Source organism: Streptomyces umbrinus, from assembly GCF_030817415.1.
In the GTDB taxonomy this organism is placed as follows: domain Bacteria; phylum Actinomycetota; class Actinomycetes; order Streptomycetales; family Streptomycetaceae; genus Streptomyces; species Streptomyces umbrinus_A.
This window is the reverse complement of record NZ_JAUSZI010000002.1, coordinates 7,118,630-7,133,304: the sequence shown is the minus strand read 5'-3', so window position 1 is coordinate 7,133,304 and position 14,675 is coordinate 7,118,630. Positions and strand designations below refer to the sequence as shown.

11 protein-coding genes are annotated in these 14,675 nt (G+C 69.6%); 8 read left to right on the top strand and 3 right to left on the bottom strand.

Features of this window, described 5'->3' with window-relative positions:
- Window positions 1–154 precede the first annotated feature (154 nt).
- Entirely contained in the window at window positions 155–418 is a 264-nt protein-coding gene (locus tag QF035_RS31655; protein WP_053723761.1) for a WhiB family transcriptional regulator, read from the bottom strand.
- Between the two features lie 741 nt (window positions 419–1,159).
- On the opposite strand from QF035_RS31655, the gene QF035_RS31650 reads away from it, so the two are divergent.
- From QF035_RS31650 to QF035_RS31635, 4 genes are all read left to right on the top strand, one after another.
- Window positions 1,160–1,663, top strand: a complete 504-nt coding sequence (locus QF035_RS31650) for a cysteine dioxygenase (RefSeq protein WP_307523852.1) — start codon at window positions 1,160–1,162, stop codon at window positions 1,661–1,663.
- Window positions 1,664–1,704: 41 nt separating this feature from the next.
- Complete coding sequence (cofD, locus tag QF035_RS31645; RefSeq protein WP_307523851.1) at window positions 1,705–2,664, top strand: 2-phospho-L-lactate transferase; 960 nt, start codon at window positions 1,705–1,707, stop codon at window positions 2,662–2,664.
- A 44-nt stretch (window positions 2,665–2,708) separates the two neighbouring features.
- Window positions 2,709–4,076, top strand: coding sequence for a coenzyme F420-0:L-glutamate ligase (locus tag QF035_RS31640; protein WP_307531583.1), 1,368 nt, complete (start codon window positions 2,709–2,711; stop codon window positions 4,074–4,076).
- Window positions 4,077–4,157: 81 nt separating this feature from the next.
- Window positions 4,158–5,180, top strand: coding sequence for a DNA-3-methyladenine glycosylase family protein (locus tag QF035_RS31635; RefSeq protein WP_307523850.1), 1,023 nt, complete (start codon window positions 4,158–4,160; stop codon window positions 5,178–5,180).
- A gap of 246 nt (window positions 5,181–5,426) precedes the next feature.
- Here the strand turns inward: QF035_RS31635 and QF035_RS31630 are convergent, their stop codons facing one another.
- Both QF035_RS31630 and QF035_RS31625 read right to left on the bottom strand, forming a co-directional pair.
- Window positions 5,427–6,509: an NDP-sugar synthase gene (locus QF035_RS31630; protein WP_307523849.1), complete on the bottom strand. Its 1,083-nt coding sequence runs from the start codon at window positions 6,507–6,509 to the stop codon at window positions 5,427–5,429.
- Between the two features lie 167 nt (window positions 6,510–6,676).
- Entirely contained in the window at window positions 6,677–8,350 is a 1,674-nt protein-coding gene (locus tag QF035_RS31625; RefSeq protein WP_373466760.1) for a peptidoglycan recognition protein family protein, read from the bottom strand.
- Window positions 8,351–8,478: 128 nt separating this feature from the next.
- Here QF035_RS31625 and QF035_RS31620 point away from each other — a divergent pair, with 128 nt between their 5' ends.
- The 4 genes from QF035_RS31620 to QF035_RS31605 all read left to right on the top strand — a co-directional run bounded on the left by QF035_RS31620 (window position 8,479) and on the right by QF035_RS31605 (window position 14,612).
- Window positions 8,479–9,234 carry a TIGR03089 family protein gene (locus tag QF035_RS31620; protein ID WP_307523847.1) on the top strand — a complete coding sequence of 252 codons (756 nt, stop codon included), beginning with the start codon at window positions 8,479–8,481 and terminating at the stop codon, window positions 9,232–9,234.
- A 309-nt stretch (window positions 9,235–9,543) separates the two neighbouring features.
- Entirely contained in the window at window positions 9,544–10,896 is a 1,353-nt protein-coding gene (locus QF035_RS31615) for an LCP family protein (RefSeq protein ID WP_307523846.1), read from the top strand.
- A 258-nt stretch (window positions 10,897–11,154) separates the two neighbouring features.
- Entirely contained in the window at window positions 11,155–12,900 is a 1,746-nt protein-coding gene (locus QF035_RS31610) for an LCP family protein (RefSeq protein WP_307523845.1), read from the top strand.
- A 77-nt stretch (window positions 12,901–12,977) separates the two neighbouring features.
- Window positions 12,978–14,612: an LCP family protein gene (locus QF035_RS31605; protein ID WP_307523844.1), complete on the top strand. Its 1,635-nt coding sequence runs from the start codon at window positions 12,978–12,980 to the stop codon at window positions 14,610–14,612.
- Window positions 14,613–14,675: the final 63 nt, after the last annotated feature.

The window sequence follows — 14,675 nt, the reverse complement described above, 5'->3', positions numbered from 1 at the left end:
CGGAGGCCCACACTAACGGCTGGGCACGAGAGCGGCCCGCCGCCTGTGGATAACCCACCAGCGACGGGCCGTTCGTTACGTATCGGAACGTAGGGGTGTGCGCCGTTCGGTCGGGCGGCGCACAGCCGGCGATCAGGGCGCGATCAAGCCACGATCAGACGGCGGCCTTCTTCAGGCGGCGCCGTTCACGCTCGGACAGGCCGCCCCAGATGCCGAATCGTTCGTCGTTGGCGAGCGCGTATTCGAGGCACTCGGAGCGGACCTCACAGGCGAGGCAGACCTTCTTGGCCTCGCGGGTGGAGCCGCCCTTCTCGGGGAAAAAGGACTCGGGGTCGGTCTGCGCGCAGAGCGCCCGCTCCTGCCAGCCGAGCTCCTCTTCGGCCTCGTCGACCAGCAGTTCCTGAAACAGCTCGGTCATGTGCGCCCCTCGTCCGTCTCGCGTCCCCGTGATGCTGCCGTTACCGATTTCGGCTGAACGACACGAGTGAAATTACAAGTGTGCCGATCCGGGCCAGTCAAGCCGAGATCTGCTATTGGGCCCCTTATTCACTCTGCGGAACCAAGGCTTTGCGGAAAGTGTTCAAATCGGCATAAACCCTGACAGCCGAATAGGGACCCGGCCGGCTCCGTCTCCGCGCAGGACCTGTACGAAGAAGGACGCTCAGAAGTTCGATCTCGTTCCTGTACGGACGGCGAAGCGAACCGGATCACATGTGGATCACACGAATGCCCCATGGATCACGGGATCGCGACGAGGTTCGTGCGCCCGATTGTGCGCCATGTGTCCTCGCAAGCTCCTGCACAAACCTTTCGCCACAGAGATGAACCGGATGAGGTGAAACATCGCCCACATACCGGACATCAAGTTGACAGTCCGAGTGTGAACCGGTGTCCTAGTGGGCATGCTCGCGAACTTGGCACTCACCTCGACCCGCACCGCCGGGTCCCTCGGTGCTGCCCACGCTCGCTGTAGCTGTTTCTGTTGCTGTCACAGCTGTTGAGCCAACCGCGCTCCGGCTGCCGCCGAGTTCCCTGACCAGGGCCCGGCCGCTGGTCCCCTCGCCCGCACCAGGGCACACCTCATGCCCGCGACCCGGGCGGACGGTACGTGACACCCAGTCCTCCAGCACTCTCTTCCGCCGAGGAACCCACCGCACCCATGAACAGCGACAGCGACCTCCAGATCGCCGGCGACATCCTCGAAGTACCGCACCTCCTCCAGGCGCCGCGCGAGCACCCGGCCACCGTGGCCGACTTCGTCGGCCTCGCCCGCTCCATCGCGGCCGACCGCTCCCAGTGGGAGCACCTCGTCGAGTACGACGCGACGTCCCGCTGGTACCACCGGCTGCGCACCGGGCCCGGCTACGAGGTGTGGCTGCTCTCCTGGGTGCCCGGGCAGGGCAGCGGGCTGCACGACCACGGCCGCTCCTCCGGCGTGCTCACCGTCCTGGAGGGCGCGCTGACCGAGCGCACCGAGCGGGGCACGCGCGCGTTGGGCGCGGGCGCTCAACGTGTGTTCGCGCCCGGGTACGTGCACGAGGTCGTCAACGACTCGCTCGATCCGGCCATAAGCCTGCACGTGTACTACCCCGGGTTGACGGAGATGCCGATGCACGCCGTCCGGTGCGCGGCGGAGTCGGGGACGGTGGCCAAGGTCTCGTAACCGGCTGACGCGTTGTCGTAGCCGCCTGCAAGACTGAATGCATGCGCATTGTGGTTCTGGCAGGCGGCATCGGTGGTGCACGGTTCCTGCGTGGTCTCAAGCAGGCCGCGCCGGACGCGGACGTCACGGTCATCGGCAACACCGGGGACGACATCCACCTCTTCGGGCTGAAGGTCTGCCCGGACCTCGACACGGTGATGTACACGCTCGGTGGCGGTATCAACGAGGAGCAGGGCTGGGGGCGGACCGACGAGACCTTCCATCTCAAGGAGGAGCTCGCGGCGTACGGGGTCGGACCCGAGTGGTTCGGGCTCGGCGACCGGGACTTCGCGACACACATCGTGCGGACACAGATGCTGAGCGCCGGGTATCCCCTCAGCGCCGTCACCGAGGCGCTCTGCGACCGGTGGAAGCCGGGCGTCCGGCTGATCCCCATGTCCGACGACCGCATCGAGACCCATGTGGCCGTCGAGATCGACGGCGAGCGCAAGGCCATCCACTTCCAGGAGTACTGGGTGCGGCTGCGGGCCTCCGTGGACGCGTACGCGGTGGTGCCCGTCGGCGCCGACCAGGCCAAGCCGGCGCCCGGAGTGCTGGAGGCGATCTCCTCGGCCGACGTGATTCTCTTCCCGCCGTCCAACCCGGTCGTCTCCGTCGGCACCATCCTCGCCGTGCCCGGCATCCGCGAGGCCATCGCCGAGGCGGGCGTCCCGGTGGTCGGCCTCTCCCCCATCGTCGGTGACGCGCCCGTGCGCGGCATGGCCGACAAGGTCCTCGCGGCCGTCGGCGTCGAGTCCACGGCCGCCGCGGTCGCCGAGCACTACGGCTCGGGGCTTCTCGACGGCTGGCTCGTCGACACCGTGGACGCCGGGACGGTGGAGCGGGTCGCCGCCGCCGGCATCCAGTGCCGGGCCGTGCCCCTGATGATGACCGACCTGGACGCGACGGCCGAGATGGCCCGTCAGGCGCTGGCGCTGGCGGAGGAGGTGCGGGGCGCTTGAGCGACGACGACTTCGGCAGTGACGGGTTCGGGGGTACGGGGCACATGAGCGACGAGGTTTCGGCGAGTCCGGCTCCGGCAGGTGACGAAGGGCTGCCGTCGGGTGTGCCCGGCTTCCGGGTCTGGGCGCTGCCCGGACTGCCCGAAGTACGGCCGGGGGACGATCTCGCCAAGCTGATCGCGAGTACCGAGCCGGGTCTTGCCGACGGGGACGTGCTGCTGGTCACCTCGAAGATCGTGTCCAAGGCCGAGGGGCGGATCGTCGAGGCGGCGGACCGGGAGGCCGCCATCGACGCCGAGACCGTGCGGGTCGTCGCGCGGCGCGGGCCGCTGCGGATCGTGGAGAACCGGCAGGGGCTCATCATGGCCGCCGCCGGCGTCGACGCCTCCAACACGCCCTCCGGGACCGTGCTGTTGCTGCCCGAGGACTCCGACGCCTCCGCGCGCGCGATCCGCGACGGGCTGCGGGACGCGCTCGGGGTCGAAGTCGGGGTCGTCGTCACGGACACGTTCGGGCGGCCCTGGCGGACCGGGCTCACCGATGTCGCCATCGGCGCCGCCGGGGTGCGCGTCCTCGACGATCTGCGGGGCGGCACGGACGCGCACGGGAATCCCCTCAGCGCCACCGTGGTCGCCACCGCCGACGAGCTCGCCTCCGCCGGTGACCTCGTCAAGGGCAAGGCCGCCGGGCTGCCCGTCGCCGTCGTGCGCGGACTGCCCCATGTGGTGGGCACGAGCGGCGAGGAAGGCAAGGACGAAGGGACACGAGGCATGGTCCGGGGCGCGCGCGACGACATGTTCCGGCTCGGCACCTCCGAGGCCGTCCGGGGGGCCGTCACCCAGCGGCGTACCGTACGGGCCTTCACCGACGAGCCCGTCGACCCCGATGCCGTACGGCGTGCGGTGGCCGCCGCCGTGACCGCGCCCGCGCCGCATCACACGACGCCCTGGAGATTCGTACTCCTTGAGTCGGCCGAGTCGCGGACGCGGCTGCTCGACGCCATGCGGGACGCCTGGATCGCCGATCTTGAGCGGGACGGGAAGAGCGCGGAGTCCATCGCCAAGCGCGTGCGGCGCGGGGACGTGCTGCGGGGCGCGCCGTATCTCGTCGTGCCGTGCCTCGTCATGGACGGGTCCCACACGTACGGCGACGACCGGCGGGACGGGGCCGAGCGCGAGATGTTCGTGGTCGCCGCGGGTGCCGGGGTGCAGAACTTCCTCGTCGCGCTCGCCGGGGAGCGGCTCGGGTCCGCGTGGGTGTCGTCGACGATGTTCTGCCGGGAGGTCGTGCGGGACGTGCTCGGGCTGCCGGAGGGATGGGATCCCATGGGTGCCGTCGCGGTCGGGCATGCGGCGGAGGAGCCGAAGGCGCGGCCGGAGCGGGATGCGGGGGCGTTCATCGAGGTGCGCTGAGCGCCGACGTTCACATCGCCCCTGGTTCGTACGGCATTCTCGTACGGCACGACCGAGCGCCCCAAGCCCTAGGACCCCATCGTGGCCGGACGTTTTGATCCTCGGCCGACGCGTACGACCGTGCGCGGCGGGCATGTCGTCGTGCCCGGGCAGGCGCGGGCGGACCGGTCGGGCGGACTCGGCGGGCGTACGCGGAGGTGGGTGCCGCCGTGGCCGCTGGATCTCGGGCTGGTGCTCGGGCCGTTGCGGCGGGGGCCCGCCGATCCGACCTTCCGTACGACGCCGGACGGGGCCGTGTGGCGGGCCAGTCTCACGCCGGTCGGGCCCGGCACCCTGCGGGTGTCCGTGCGCGCGGGTGTGGTCGAGGGGGAGGCGTGGGGGCCCGGGGCCGAGTGGTTGCTGGAGCAGTTGCCGCGGATGCTCGGGGAGTCGGACGATCCCGATGCCTTCGAGCCGCGGCATCGGCTGGTGGCGGTGGCCCGGCACCGGCGGCCCGGGTTGCGGCTGACGCGTACCGGGCTCGTGCTGGAGTCGTTGATTCCGTCGGTTCTCGAACAGAAGGTCACGACGGACGAAGCGTATCGGGCGTGGCGGTTGCTCGTGCGGAAGTACGGGGTGCCGGCGCCCGGGCCCGGGCCTCTGGTGGGGCGGGGTGGGGGGATGTTCGTGATGCCCGAGCCTCGGGTGTGGGCGTTGATTCCCTCGTGGGAGTGGCATCGGGCCGGGGTCGACAACAAGCGGGCGTCGACGATTCTGCGGGTCGTCCGGGTGGCTCGGCGGATGGAGGAGGCGGTGGGGTTCGAGGCGGGGCGGGCCCAGGAGCGGCTTGAGGTGGTGGCGGGGGTGGGGCCTTGGACCTCGGCGGAGGTTGTGCAGCGGAGTCATGGGGCGGCGGATGCGGTGACGGTCGGGGACCTTCACCTTCCCGGGATCGTGGGGTATGCGCTGGCCGGGGACCGGGATGCGGATGATGCCGTGATGTTGTCGTTGCTGGAGCCTTATGCGGGGCAGCGGCATCGGGCTGCTCGGCTCATTCTGTTGAGTGGGCGTACGCCGGCGCGGCGGCAGCCGCGGATGCCTCGCGGGGATATTGGGCGGCTGTGAGTCGGGGCTTTTTTCGCCCCCGCCGCCCCTACCCAATCCCGTCACTTACTCAGGGGCTCCGCCCCCGAACCCCCGTATCGCGCTCCGCGCTCGTCCTCAAACGCCGGACGGGCTGGGTGAGTGGGTGGGAGATCGGCCTAACGGCCTCGTCCTCAAACGCCGGACGGGCTGGGTGGTGTGAGCCTGCGCCAGTTTGTGCGCGCAGGCTCTGCTCCCCCCTTGGTGAAGCCCTTGGTTTAGTCGGTGTTACTGGTCCGATGAGAAGCGGAGTGCTGCTGGTGGGATTTGGGCGTCGCACCAGATGCGTACGCCCTCGCGGAGTTCGTTGTCCGGGCCTACCGAGGCGCCGTCGCCCACCACCACTCCTGTGAGGATCGAGCGGGCGCCTACGTGGGCGCGGGCGCCGATCAGGGAGTCGGTGATGACCGCGCCCGGGGCGATGACCGCGCCGTCGAGGATGGTGCTGCCGGAGATGCGGGCGCCCTCGCCGACCGTGGCGCCGTGGCCGACGACGGTGCCGCCGGTCAACTTGGCGTCGGAGGCGACCGTGGCCGACGGGAGGACCAGGCGGTCCCCGCAGCGGCCCGGGACGGCCGGGGACGGAGCGCGGCCGAGGACCAGGTCGGCCGAGCCGCGCACGAAGGCCCCCGGGGTGCCCAGGTCCAGCCAGTAGGTCGAGTCGACCATTCCCTGGAGGTGGGCGCCGGAGGCAAGGAGCTCCGGGAACGTTTCCCGTTCGACCGAGACCGGGCGGCCCACCGGGATCGCGTCGATCACCGAGCGGCGGAAGACGTACGCTCCCGCGTTGATCTGGTCGGTGACGATCTCCTCGGGCGTCTGGGGTTTCTCCAGGAACGCCTGGACCCGGCCCGACGAGTCCGTGGGGACCAGGCCGTACGCCCTCGGGTCCGTCACCCTCGTGAGGTGCAGGGAGACGTCCGCGCCCGAAGACCGGTGCGTACTGATCAGAGCCGGGATGTCCAGGCCCGTCAGGATGTCCCCGTTGAAGATCAGGACCGGGTCGTCGGGGGCCGATCTCAGACGGGAGGCCACGTTCCGGATGGCGCCGCCGGTGCCGAGGGGCTCCTCCTCGGTGACGTACTCGATGTGGAGCCCCAGTGACGAGCCGTCGCCGAAGTGGGGCTCGAAGACCTCGGCCAGATAGGACGTGGCGAGCACGATGTGCTCGACCCCCGCCGCTCTCGCCCGTGCCAGCTGGTGCGTGAGGAACGGTACCCCGGCCGCCGGAACCATCGGCTTCGGCGTGTGCACCGTGAGGGGGCGCAGCCGTGTGCCCTTGCCGCCGACCAGGAGGATCGCTTCTGTCACCTGTCGTCTCTGCTTCCTGATGGGGCCGGTCGAACTGTCTTTCGACCGGCCGGTGTATGCAGACCGTTTCGATGGCTGTGGGGCGCCTCTGGGGGAGGTATGGCTGTGGGGAGCCGCCGGGGCTGGGGCCCCGGCTTGCCGGGCTCACCATTCCCGCCGACCGGACCTCATCGTCCCTGGTAGCGGGCCGAAGTCGCACGGGCCGTGCCGAGCTTCGCGTAGAGTCGGCCGCCCGGGCATTCGGTGGCGAAACCATCCCGGTGACCGGAGATTACATTGAGTCGTACGTTCTTTCCCTTTCGGTAGAGATTTCCGCCCCCGGACTTGAGGTAGGTCTTGCCCTTCGGGTTCGCTCCGAAGAGGCCGAGCTTCCACGCCGTGAGCTTCGCGATCGCCTTCACCGCGGCGGCGGGCGGGTTCGAGGCACCGAAGCTCCCGAGGACCGCGATCCCCATGCTGTTGGTGTTGAAACCGAGAGTGTGTGCGCCCATGACGGGCTTGGCCACGCCTCCGGCCCGCCCCTCGTAGATGTTTCCGCACTTGTCGATGAGGAAGTTGTAGCCGATGTCCCGCCAGCCGCTGCTCTTCACGTGATAGCGGTAGATACTGCGGATGACTGAAGGGGCCTGCGCGCAGCGGTAGTTGTTGCCGGACGCGGTGTGGTGGACGAAGGCGGCCTTCACGGTCTTCGTGTAGCTGAAGTTCCGCTCGCGGAGCGTCTCGTCGGCACCCCAGCCCCGGCGGGTGACGATGCGCGGACGTGCGCCGATGTACGGCTTCACGCGCTGGCCCTCCCCCGCGCTCGCCGCGTCGGCGTTGCCGATCGTGCCGGTCTTGCCTGTCGTACCCGGCTTCTCCTTCACGACCGGCTTGTCCTTGGGCGCCGGCTTGTCCGTCCCGCTCGCCACGCCCGCCGAGTCGCCGCGGGTCGCGACCAGGTCGGCCTCCGTCTGCTTCTGGCTGAGGGCGGGGATCGAGGTCGCGCCGAGGGGGGCGAGGTCGGCGTTGACGGCCGAGGAGGCCGCGGCCTCGGGGGACAGGACGTCGCCCCGCGGGGTGTCCACTCCGGAAGTCTGGGGCGGGGGCTCGGCGGCCGGGTCGACGCCCGGGTCGATCAGTTCGATGTGCAGGCCCCTGGGGAGAGAGTCGCCTGCGACGGCCCGGCCGTGCGCTTCCGGCCTGCCGTCCGTCTCCGCCTGGACGCGGACCTCCACACCGTCCGAGTCGCCGACCCACAGGGGGGCCGTGGATCCCCGTACGCGCCCCGAGGTGCGCTCTGCCGTGTCCGGGTCAGCCGCGTGCTCGTGGTTGTGCGTGTCCACGTCCTGCCAGACGGACCACTTCGCGGTGCCGCTCGCGCGGGTACGGACCTGGACCCGGCCCTGGAGTTCCGTGTCCGGGTTGTCCCAGACGACGCCCACGAGGGAGAAGTGGCGTACGTCGCGCCTCGGGAGGCCTTGGACGGAGGCGGGGGTGGAGGCCGGGGCGGACGTGGGGGGCAGGGTGCGGTCGCTGGGGGGTGGGCTGAGGGGCGCGAGGGGGAGGGACTGGGTGCTGCCGGGGATCGAGGGGATGGATCGGCCGGTCGCGGAGTCGGCGGGGACGACGGGGGCGACGGGGGCGGCTTCCGCGGCCGTCTCGGCCGATGTCTTCGAGGTGCTCGGCGTTTCCGGTCGGGCCCTGGCCGTTCGTTCGGATGCCGGCCTGTCCGGTGTCGCCGGCTCGGTGGTCGGGCTCTCGGCCGCCGGAGGTGCGGCCGCGGCGTCGGTGGACACGGCCAGGGGGAAGGCCAGGGCGGCCGCACACGTGACGGCGATCGAGGAAGCAAGATATTCGCGCATGCCCCTGATCCTGGACATAGTCATACTTATCTGTCCATCTGGGATTTGACGGACCGTCGGCCGCACTCCGCCGAACCGGTGGCCCTCGCTCCCCCGCCCGGGCGGGTGTCCGCGTACCCTTGCGTCCCGTGAACGCCACCGACCGCACCCCTGCCGACCTGCTGCGATCCGCGCTCGCCACGGATCCCGCGCGCCCCCTGGTGACCTTCTACGACGACGCCACGGGTGAACGTGTCGAACTGTCCGTGGCCACCTTCGCCAATTGGGTGGCCAAGACCGCCAACCTGCTCCAGGGCGAGCTGGCCGCCGAGCCCGGGGAGCGGGTCGCTCTGCTGCTGCCCGCGCACTGGCAGACGGCGGTGTGGCTGCTCGCCTGTTCCTCCGTGGGGGTCGTGGCGGATGTCGGGGGCGACCCGGGTGCCGCCGACCATGTGGTGGCCGGGCCCGGGCAGTTCGAGGCCGGGCTCGCGTGTTCCGGGGAGCGGGTGGCGTTGTCGCTCGCGCCGCTCGGGCGGCGGTTCGCCCAGGTGCCCGCCGGATACGCCGACTACGCCGTCGAGGTGCCCGGTCAGGGGGACGTCTTCCAGGCGTACGGGCCTGTGGATCCGGAGGCGCCCTCGGTGGTTGTCGCCGGGGCCGAGCTGACGGGGGCGAAGGTTGTCGAGCGAGCTCGTGCGGATGCGCCCGCGCTGGGGCTGACCGGGCCTGGGGCTCGGTTGTTGTCCGCTCTTTCCTACGACACGTGGGAGGGGCTGAGCGCCGGGCTCTTCGCTCCGCTGGCTGTCGGGGGGTCCGTGGTGTTGTGCCGGAACCTTGAGCGGGTCGGTGAGGATGCGGTGGCGAAGCGGATCGAGAGTGAGCGGGTTTCGGCTACGGCTCGCTGACCGGTCCCTCTGGGGTGGCTGGGCTGAGTTTTTCGCCCCCGCCGCCCCTACCCTCCCCCACTCTCGGCTTCGCTCGAGCGGGGGGACCCCCACCATCACTAACTCAGGGGCTTCGCCCCCGAACCCCCAAAAGATTGCGCAGTTCCCCGCGCCCCTTTTAGGGGCGCGGGGAACTGCGCCATCAGCCACAGCCGGGCACGCACCCGACAAACCCCGTCCCCCGTTCGGCCCACCCCCCGAAGCCCCCCGCCCCCGTCCGGGCCATGGTCGTAGGAGTAGGTCCGTACGCCATGAGGGGTGGACTCAGACGTGAGCGACACCGGAGGGACGCGCGGGGCGGCCCCGGGCCCGGCCCCGGTCGGACCCGGGGTCGGTGCGTCTCCCACCGGGGCCGGGGTCAGGCGGCGTCGGCGGCGGTGGCTGCGGTACACCGCGCTCGGCGTCGTCGTGGTCGTGGTGGGCGCCGCGGGAGCCGGCTGGGTGCTGTACGAGAAGCTGAACGGCAACATCACGTCGGACGACGACACGGCCGCCGAACTCGCGCGGTTCGAGAAGGAGCGCCCGACCTCGCTGGTGCGCGACGCGCAGAACATCCTGCTGATCGGGTCGGACTCACGCTCGGGGAACGGGAACCAGAAGTACGGACGGGACTCCGGCACCGAGCGGTCCGACACCACGATCCTGCTCCACCTCACGGCGAACCGCCGCAGCGCGACCGCGGTCTCCCTCCCCCGCGATCTGATGGTGGACGTACCGAGCTGCCGCCGGCCCGACGGCAGCCGCACCGCACCGGTGTTCGCGATGTTCAACCACGCCTTCCAGAGCGGCGGTTCGGCCTGCACGATCCGCACGGTCGAGAAGCTGACCGACATCCGGATCGACCACCACATGGTCGTGGACTTCCACGGTTTCAAGGACATGGTCGACGCCGTCGACGGGGTCGTGGTGTGCCTGAAGGAGCCGATCGACGATCCCGCCGCCAAGCTCCGGCTGCCCGCGGGCAAGGTGAAGCTCAACGGCGAGCAGGCCCTCGGGTACGTACGCGCCCGCAAGACCATCGGCGACGGCAGCGACACCGACCGGATGGACCGCCAGCAGCGCTTCCTGGGCGCCCTCGTCAACAAGGTGCGCAGCAATGACGTACTGCTGAATCCGGTGAAGCTCTATCCGGTGCTGGACGCGGCGACCTCGTCGCTCACCACCGACCCGGGTCTCGCGAGCCTGCGGGGCCTTTACGACCTGGTCCGCGGCATGCGCAACATCCCCACCGAACGTGTGCAATTCCTTACGGTGCCGCGGGAGTCGTACGCGTACAACGCCAATCGCGACCAGCTCGTGGAACCCGAGGCGGAGAAACTCTTCGAACGGCTGCGTATGGACGCCCCGTTGGAGGTCTCGAAGGAACTTCCGGAGGATTCCGGCACAAAGAGGAGCGGCACGGAGCCGGTCGGCGACGGGGACGCGTACGGCGATTCGCACAACTACGAGTCGCATGACGGGAGTTATGACGGGAGCATCGAGGACCGCGAGGAGGGCCTCGACCAGGGATTCGGCCAGGAAGACGGCAAATCGGGCACAAAGCGGCCCGAGGACCCCTCGCTGACACCGAGCCCCGCTCCCACTTTCCGCGGAAACACAGCCGCCGAGGACACCTGCGGTTAACGCCCGAACAGGCCTCTGAGTAAAGAGCACACCAAGACGGGGAACGGACGTTCAAAGAATTGGGTGGATTGCCCGGTTGTAGGGACGTGCAATTTCTCACCGTCGTCGCTGTACGCCGAACTGGGCGGATAGTGTGAGCGATCCGGTGCACCCGGTCCTGAGGTCTGTCCTGAGGTCGCGCACTGGTTGGACCGACTGACCGAGCGTCTTTTGAGGGGGAAAGACGCCGCGTGGCCCCGACGGAGGACTCAAGCAACCGTGGACGCGCAAGGCCGTGGGCGGGCGGACGATATCGATCCCGCAGACCAGTGGGTACTCAACCCCAATACCGGTGACTACGAACTGCGACTGCAGAGTTCCGCAGAGCAGCGAGCAGTGCCGGGACCTCGTGCCCGGAGAACCGCGGGCACCACCGCCGCACCCCCGCGCGGGCGTACCGCACCGGGCCGGGAGCGCCGGGGCACGCCGGAGGAGGCACCGGAGCCAGGCATCCCGGAACCGCGCAGACGACGCGCGCCGCAGGCCCCTCCGCCCGGCCGGCGCAAGGGCCGGCCGAAGAAGTCGAAGGCCAAGAAGATCCTGGTCTGGACGGGCGGCACGATGGCCTTCCTGCTGGTCGGGGCGAGCGTCGGCGGCTACCTCTACTACCAGCACCTCAACAACAACATCACGTCCGTCTCCGACGACGGCGCGGGCACCGGCGGCTTCAGCAAGGACCGCGCGATCAACATCCTGCTGGTCGGCACGGACAAGCGCACCGGTAGCGGGAACAGCGGCTACGGCGACTCGGGCAGCGCAGGGCACGCCGACACCACCGTCGTACTGCATGTCTCCAAGGACCGTACGAACGCGACCGCGTTGAGCATTCCGCGTGACCTGATCACGGACATCCCGGACTGTCCGACCACTCAGAAGGACGGCACAACCGACGTCATCCCGGGCCGGACGAACACCCGCTTCAACAACAGCCTCGGCCAGGAAGGCCGGACGCCGAGCTGCACGATGCGGACCGTCACCGCGATGACCGGCATCAAGCTGGACCACTTCATGATCGCCGACTTCAACGCGGTCAAGACACTGACCTCGGCGGTCGAGGGTGTCGAGGTCTGTCTGTCCAAGGACATCAACGACCCGGATTCCAAGCTCAACCTGCCCAAGGGCAAGCACACCATCGAAGGCGAGGAGGCACTCTCCTTCGTCCGTACCCGCCACTCCGTGGGCTTCGGCGGCGACCTGAGCCGGATCGAGATCCAGCAGCAGTTCCTCAGCTCGCTGATGCGCAAGCTCAAGTCGAAGGGCACCCTCACCAGCCCGACGAAGCTCGTGAAGCTGGCCGAGGCGGGCACCAAGGCGCTGACCGTCGACTCGAAGATCGGCAGCATCACCAAGCTCCGCGATCTGGGCCTGGAGCTGGGCAAGTTCGACATGAAGAACCTGTCCTTCACGACGGTGCCGGTGGTCGACAACCCGGCCGAGAAGATCAAGGCGACGGTCGTCCTCAAGGAGCCCAGCGCCAAGGACCTGTTCGCCCTGATCAAGGACGACGTTTCGCTCACCGCGGTCAAGCAGAAGGAGAAGAAGGAGAAGGCCGCCGTGGCCGCCCGGCTCAAGGGCACCAAGGCCGACCCTTCGGAAGTACGCGTCAGGGTCCTCAACGGCGGCGCCCCCGGCGGGTCCGCGCAGGAGACCCTCAACTGGCTGCAGGTCGAAGAGGGCGTGACCAAGTCCGAGAACGCGGGCAACGCCGGGACGACGCTGAAGAAGACTACTCTTGAGTACGCTCCTGACCAGGCCGATCAAGCACGCAGGCTCGCCGACCTCATGGGTCTGCCCGGGTCGGCGATGAAGCCGGGCAAGAGCGTGATCAACTCCCAGGGCCTGCCTGCGATCTCGCTGACCCTGGGAGAGGACTTCAAGGGGGCCGGGGTTTCACTGACCACTCCGTCGGCGGGTTCGACGGACGTCGAGAAATCGACGGCAGACAAGGTTGAGTGCGCCGGGTAACCCAACGGGTCCGTCGTGCGTCTAACAGACGTACGACGGATTCTTTGTGTCGGGCGCAGGGGTGGGGAGGCAGGGAGATGGTGCAGAGCAGTGTGCGTGGGGAGGGGACCCGACCACATGACCAGTCGGCCACGCGGGAGGGCGGCTCGCACAGTGGTGGGGCAAAGGAGGAGGGGGGTGACGCCGGCGGTGGCCGGCACGGCAGATCGACGCGCCGCCGCGGCAAACACGGCATACTCCGGTGGTCCGCCGCGACTCTCGCGGTGCTCATACTCGGGACGGCCGGCGCCGGTTATCTCTACTACCAGCATCTGAACAGCAACATCCGCAAGGGCGAGCGCGCCAGCGGAGACTCCAAAGCGGAGAAGGCGAAGCCGAACGCGGCCGGCCAGACACCGCTGAACATTCTGCTGATCGGCTCCGACAGCCGTAACTCCACGGAGAACGTCAAGCTCGGCGGCAGCCGGGACCAGGTCGGCAGCAAACCGCTGGGCGACGTCCAGATGCTCATCCATCTGTCCGCGGACCGCAAGAGCGCCGCCGTCGTGAGCATTCCGCGCGACACCCGGGTCGACATCCCGAAGTGCACGGATCCCGAGACCGACGAGCAGTACCCCGCGACCAACAACATCATCAACGCGTCGTTGGGCCGCGGCGGAGCCGGCTGCACCCTGGCCACCTGGCAGAACCTCACCGGCGTCTATATCGACCACTGGATGACCATCGACTTCGCGGGTGTGGTGAAGATGGCGGACGCCATCGGCGGTGTCGAGGTCTGTGTGGAGCACAAGATGTGGGACCGCCCGCTGCCCGGCGTGCCCGGCGGCTCCAATCTGAGGCTGGATGCCGGCAAGCAGAAGATCACGGGCAAGAAGGCACTGCAGTGGCTGCGCACCAGGCACGCCTTCTACAGCGACCTGGGCCGGGCCAAGGCCCAGCACATGTACATGAACTCGATGATCCGCACGCTGAAGGACCAGAACGTCTTCACCGACGGCGGGCGGTTGATGGGCCTGGCCGAGGCAGCCACGAAGTCCCTGAAGGTCTCCGAGGAACTCGGCTCGGTCAAGGACCTGTACGACCTGGGCATGCAGCTCAAGACGGTGCCGACCAAACGCATCACCATGACGACCATCCCGACCGTCGTCGACCCGCTCGACCCCAACCACCTGGTCCCGGCGGGCGCCGACGCCGAGAAGCTGTGGACGATGGTCCGCGACGACATCGCGTTCGACAAGGGCGGGGACCCGACGAAGAAGAAGGCCGAGGAGCAGGTCTCCAAAGACCCCGCGGCCGCCGACGACGAGATCGGCGTGACGGTGCGGAACGGCACGCAGTCGGCCACGCTCGGCCCGGTCGGCGGCAGGGCGAGCACGATCGCCGGGCTGCTCACCCAGAAGGGCTTCACCAGGGCGACGGCCGACAGGTCGGCCGCGGTGGCCGAGGACAAGACGGTCGTCCGCTTCCCGAGCGCCGAGTTGGAGGGCGACGCCCAGGCGGTCGCCAAGTCCCTGGGGATCCCGCTGAGTTCGGTGAAGAAGTCGACCGACGTCTCCGGGGTCACCCTCGTCGTGGGCGCCGACTGGCGTACCGGCACGGCCTATCCGAAGCAGTCCGCGCCGAAGGCCGGGGAACTCCCCAAGGATGCCGACGTCGTGAGCGGTTCCGACAGCGGCGCGTGCATGCCGGTGTACAAGCCCTACCGCTTGTGACGGTCTGCCGGTCCGTGTGACGCGTCAGAGGACGGGCCCCTCCCCCGCCGGGGAGGGGCCCGC

Excerpts from the sequence above, each read along its gene's own strand:
- cofD (WP_307523851.1), top strand. The coding sequence starts at position 1,705 with ATGCGCATTGTGGTTCTGGCAGGCGGCATCGGTGGTGCACGGTTCCTG.
- QF035_RS31650 (WP_307523852.1), top strand. The coding sequence starts at position 1,160 with ATGAACAGCGACAGCGACCTCCAGATCGCCGGCGACATCCTCGAAGTA.
- QF035_RS31625 (WP_373466760.1), bottom strand. The coding sequence starts at position 8,350 with ATGCGCGAATATCTTGCTTCCTCGATCGCCGTCACGTGTGCGGCCGCC.
- QF035_RS31605 (WP_307523844.1), top strand. The coding sequence starts at position 12,978 with ATGGTGCAGAGCAGTGTGCGTGGGGAGGGGACCCGACCACATGACCAG.
- QF035_RS31640 (WP_307531583.1), top strand. The coding sequence starts at position 2,709 with ATGAGCGACGAGGTTTCGGCGAGTCCGGCTCCGGCAGGTGACGAAGGG.
- QF035_RS31655 (WP_053723761.1), bottom strand. The coding sequence starts at position 418 with ATGACCGAGCTGTTTCAGGAACTGCTGGTCGACGAGGCCGAAGAGGAG.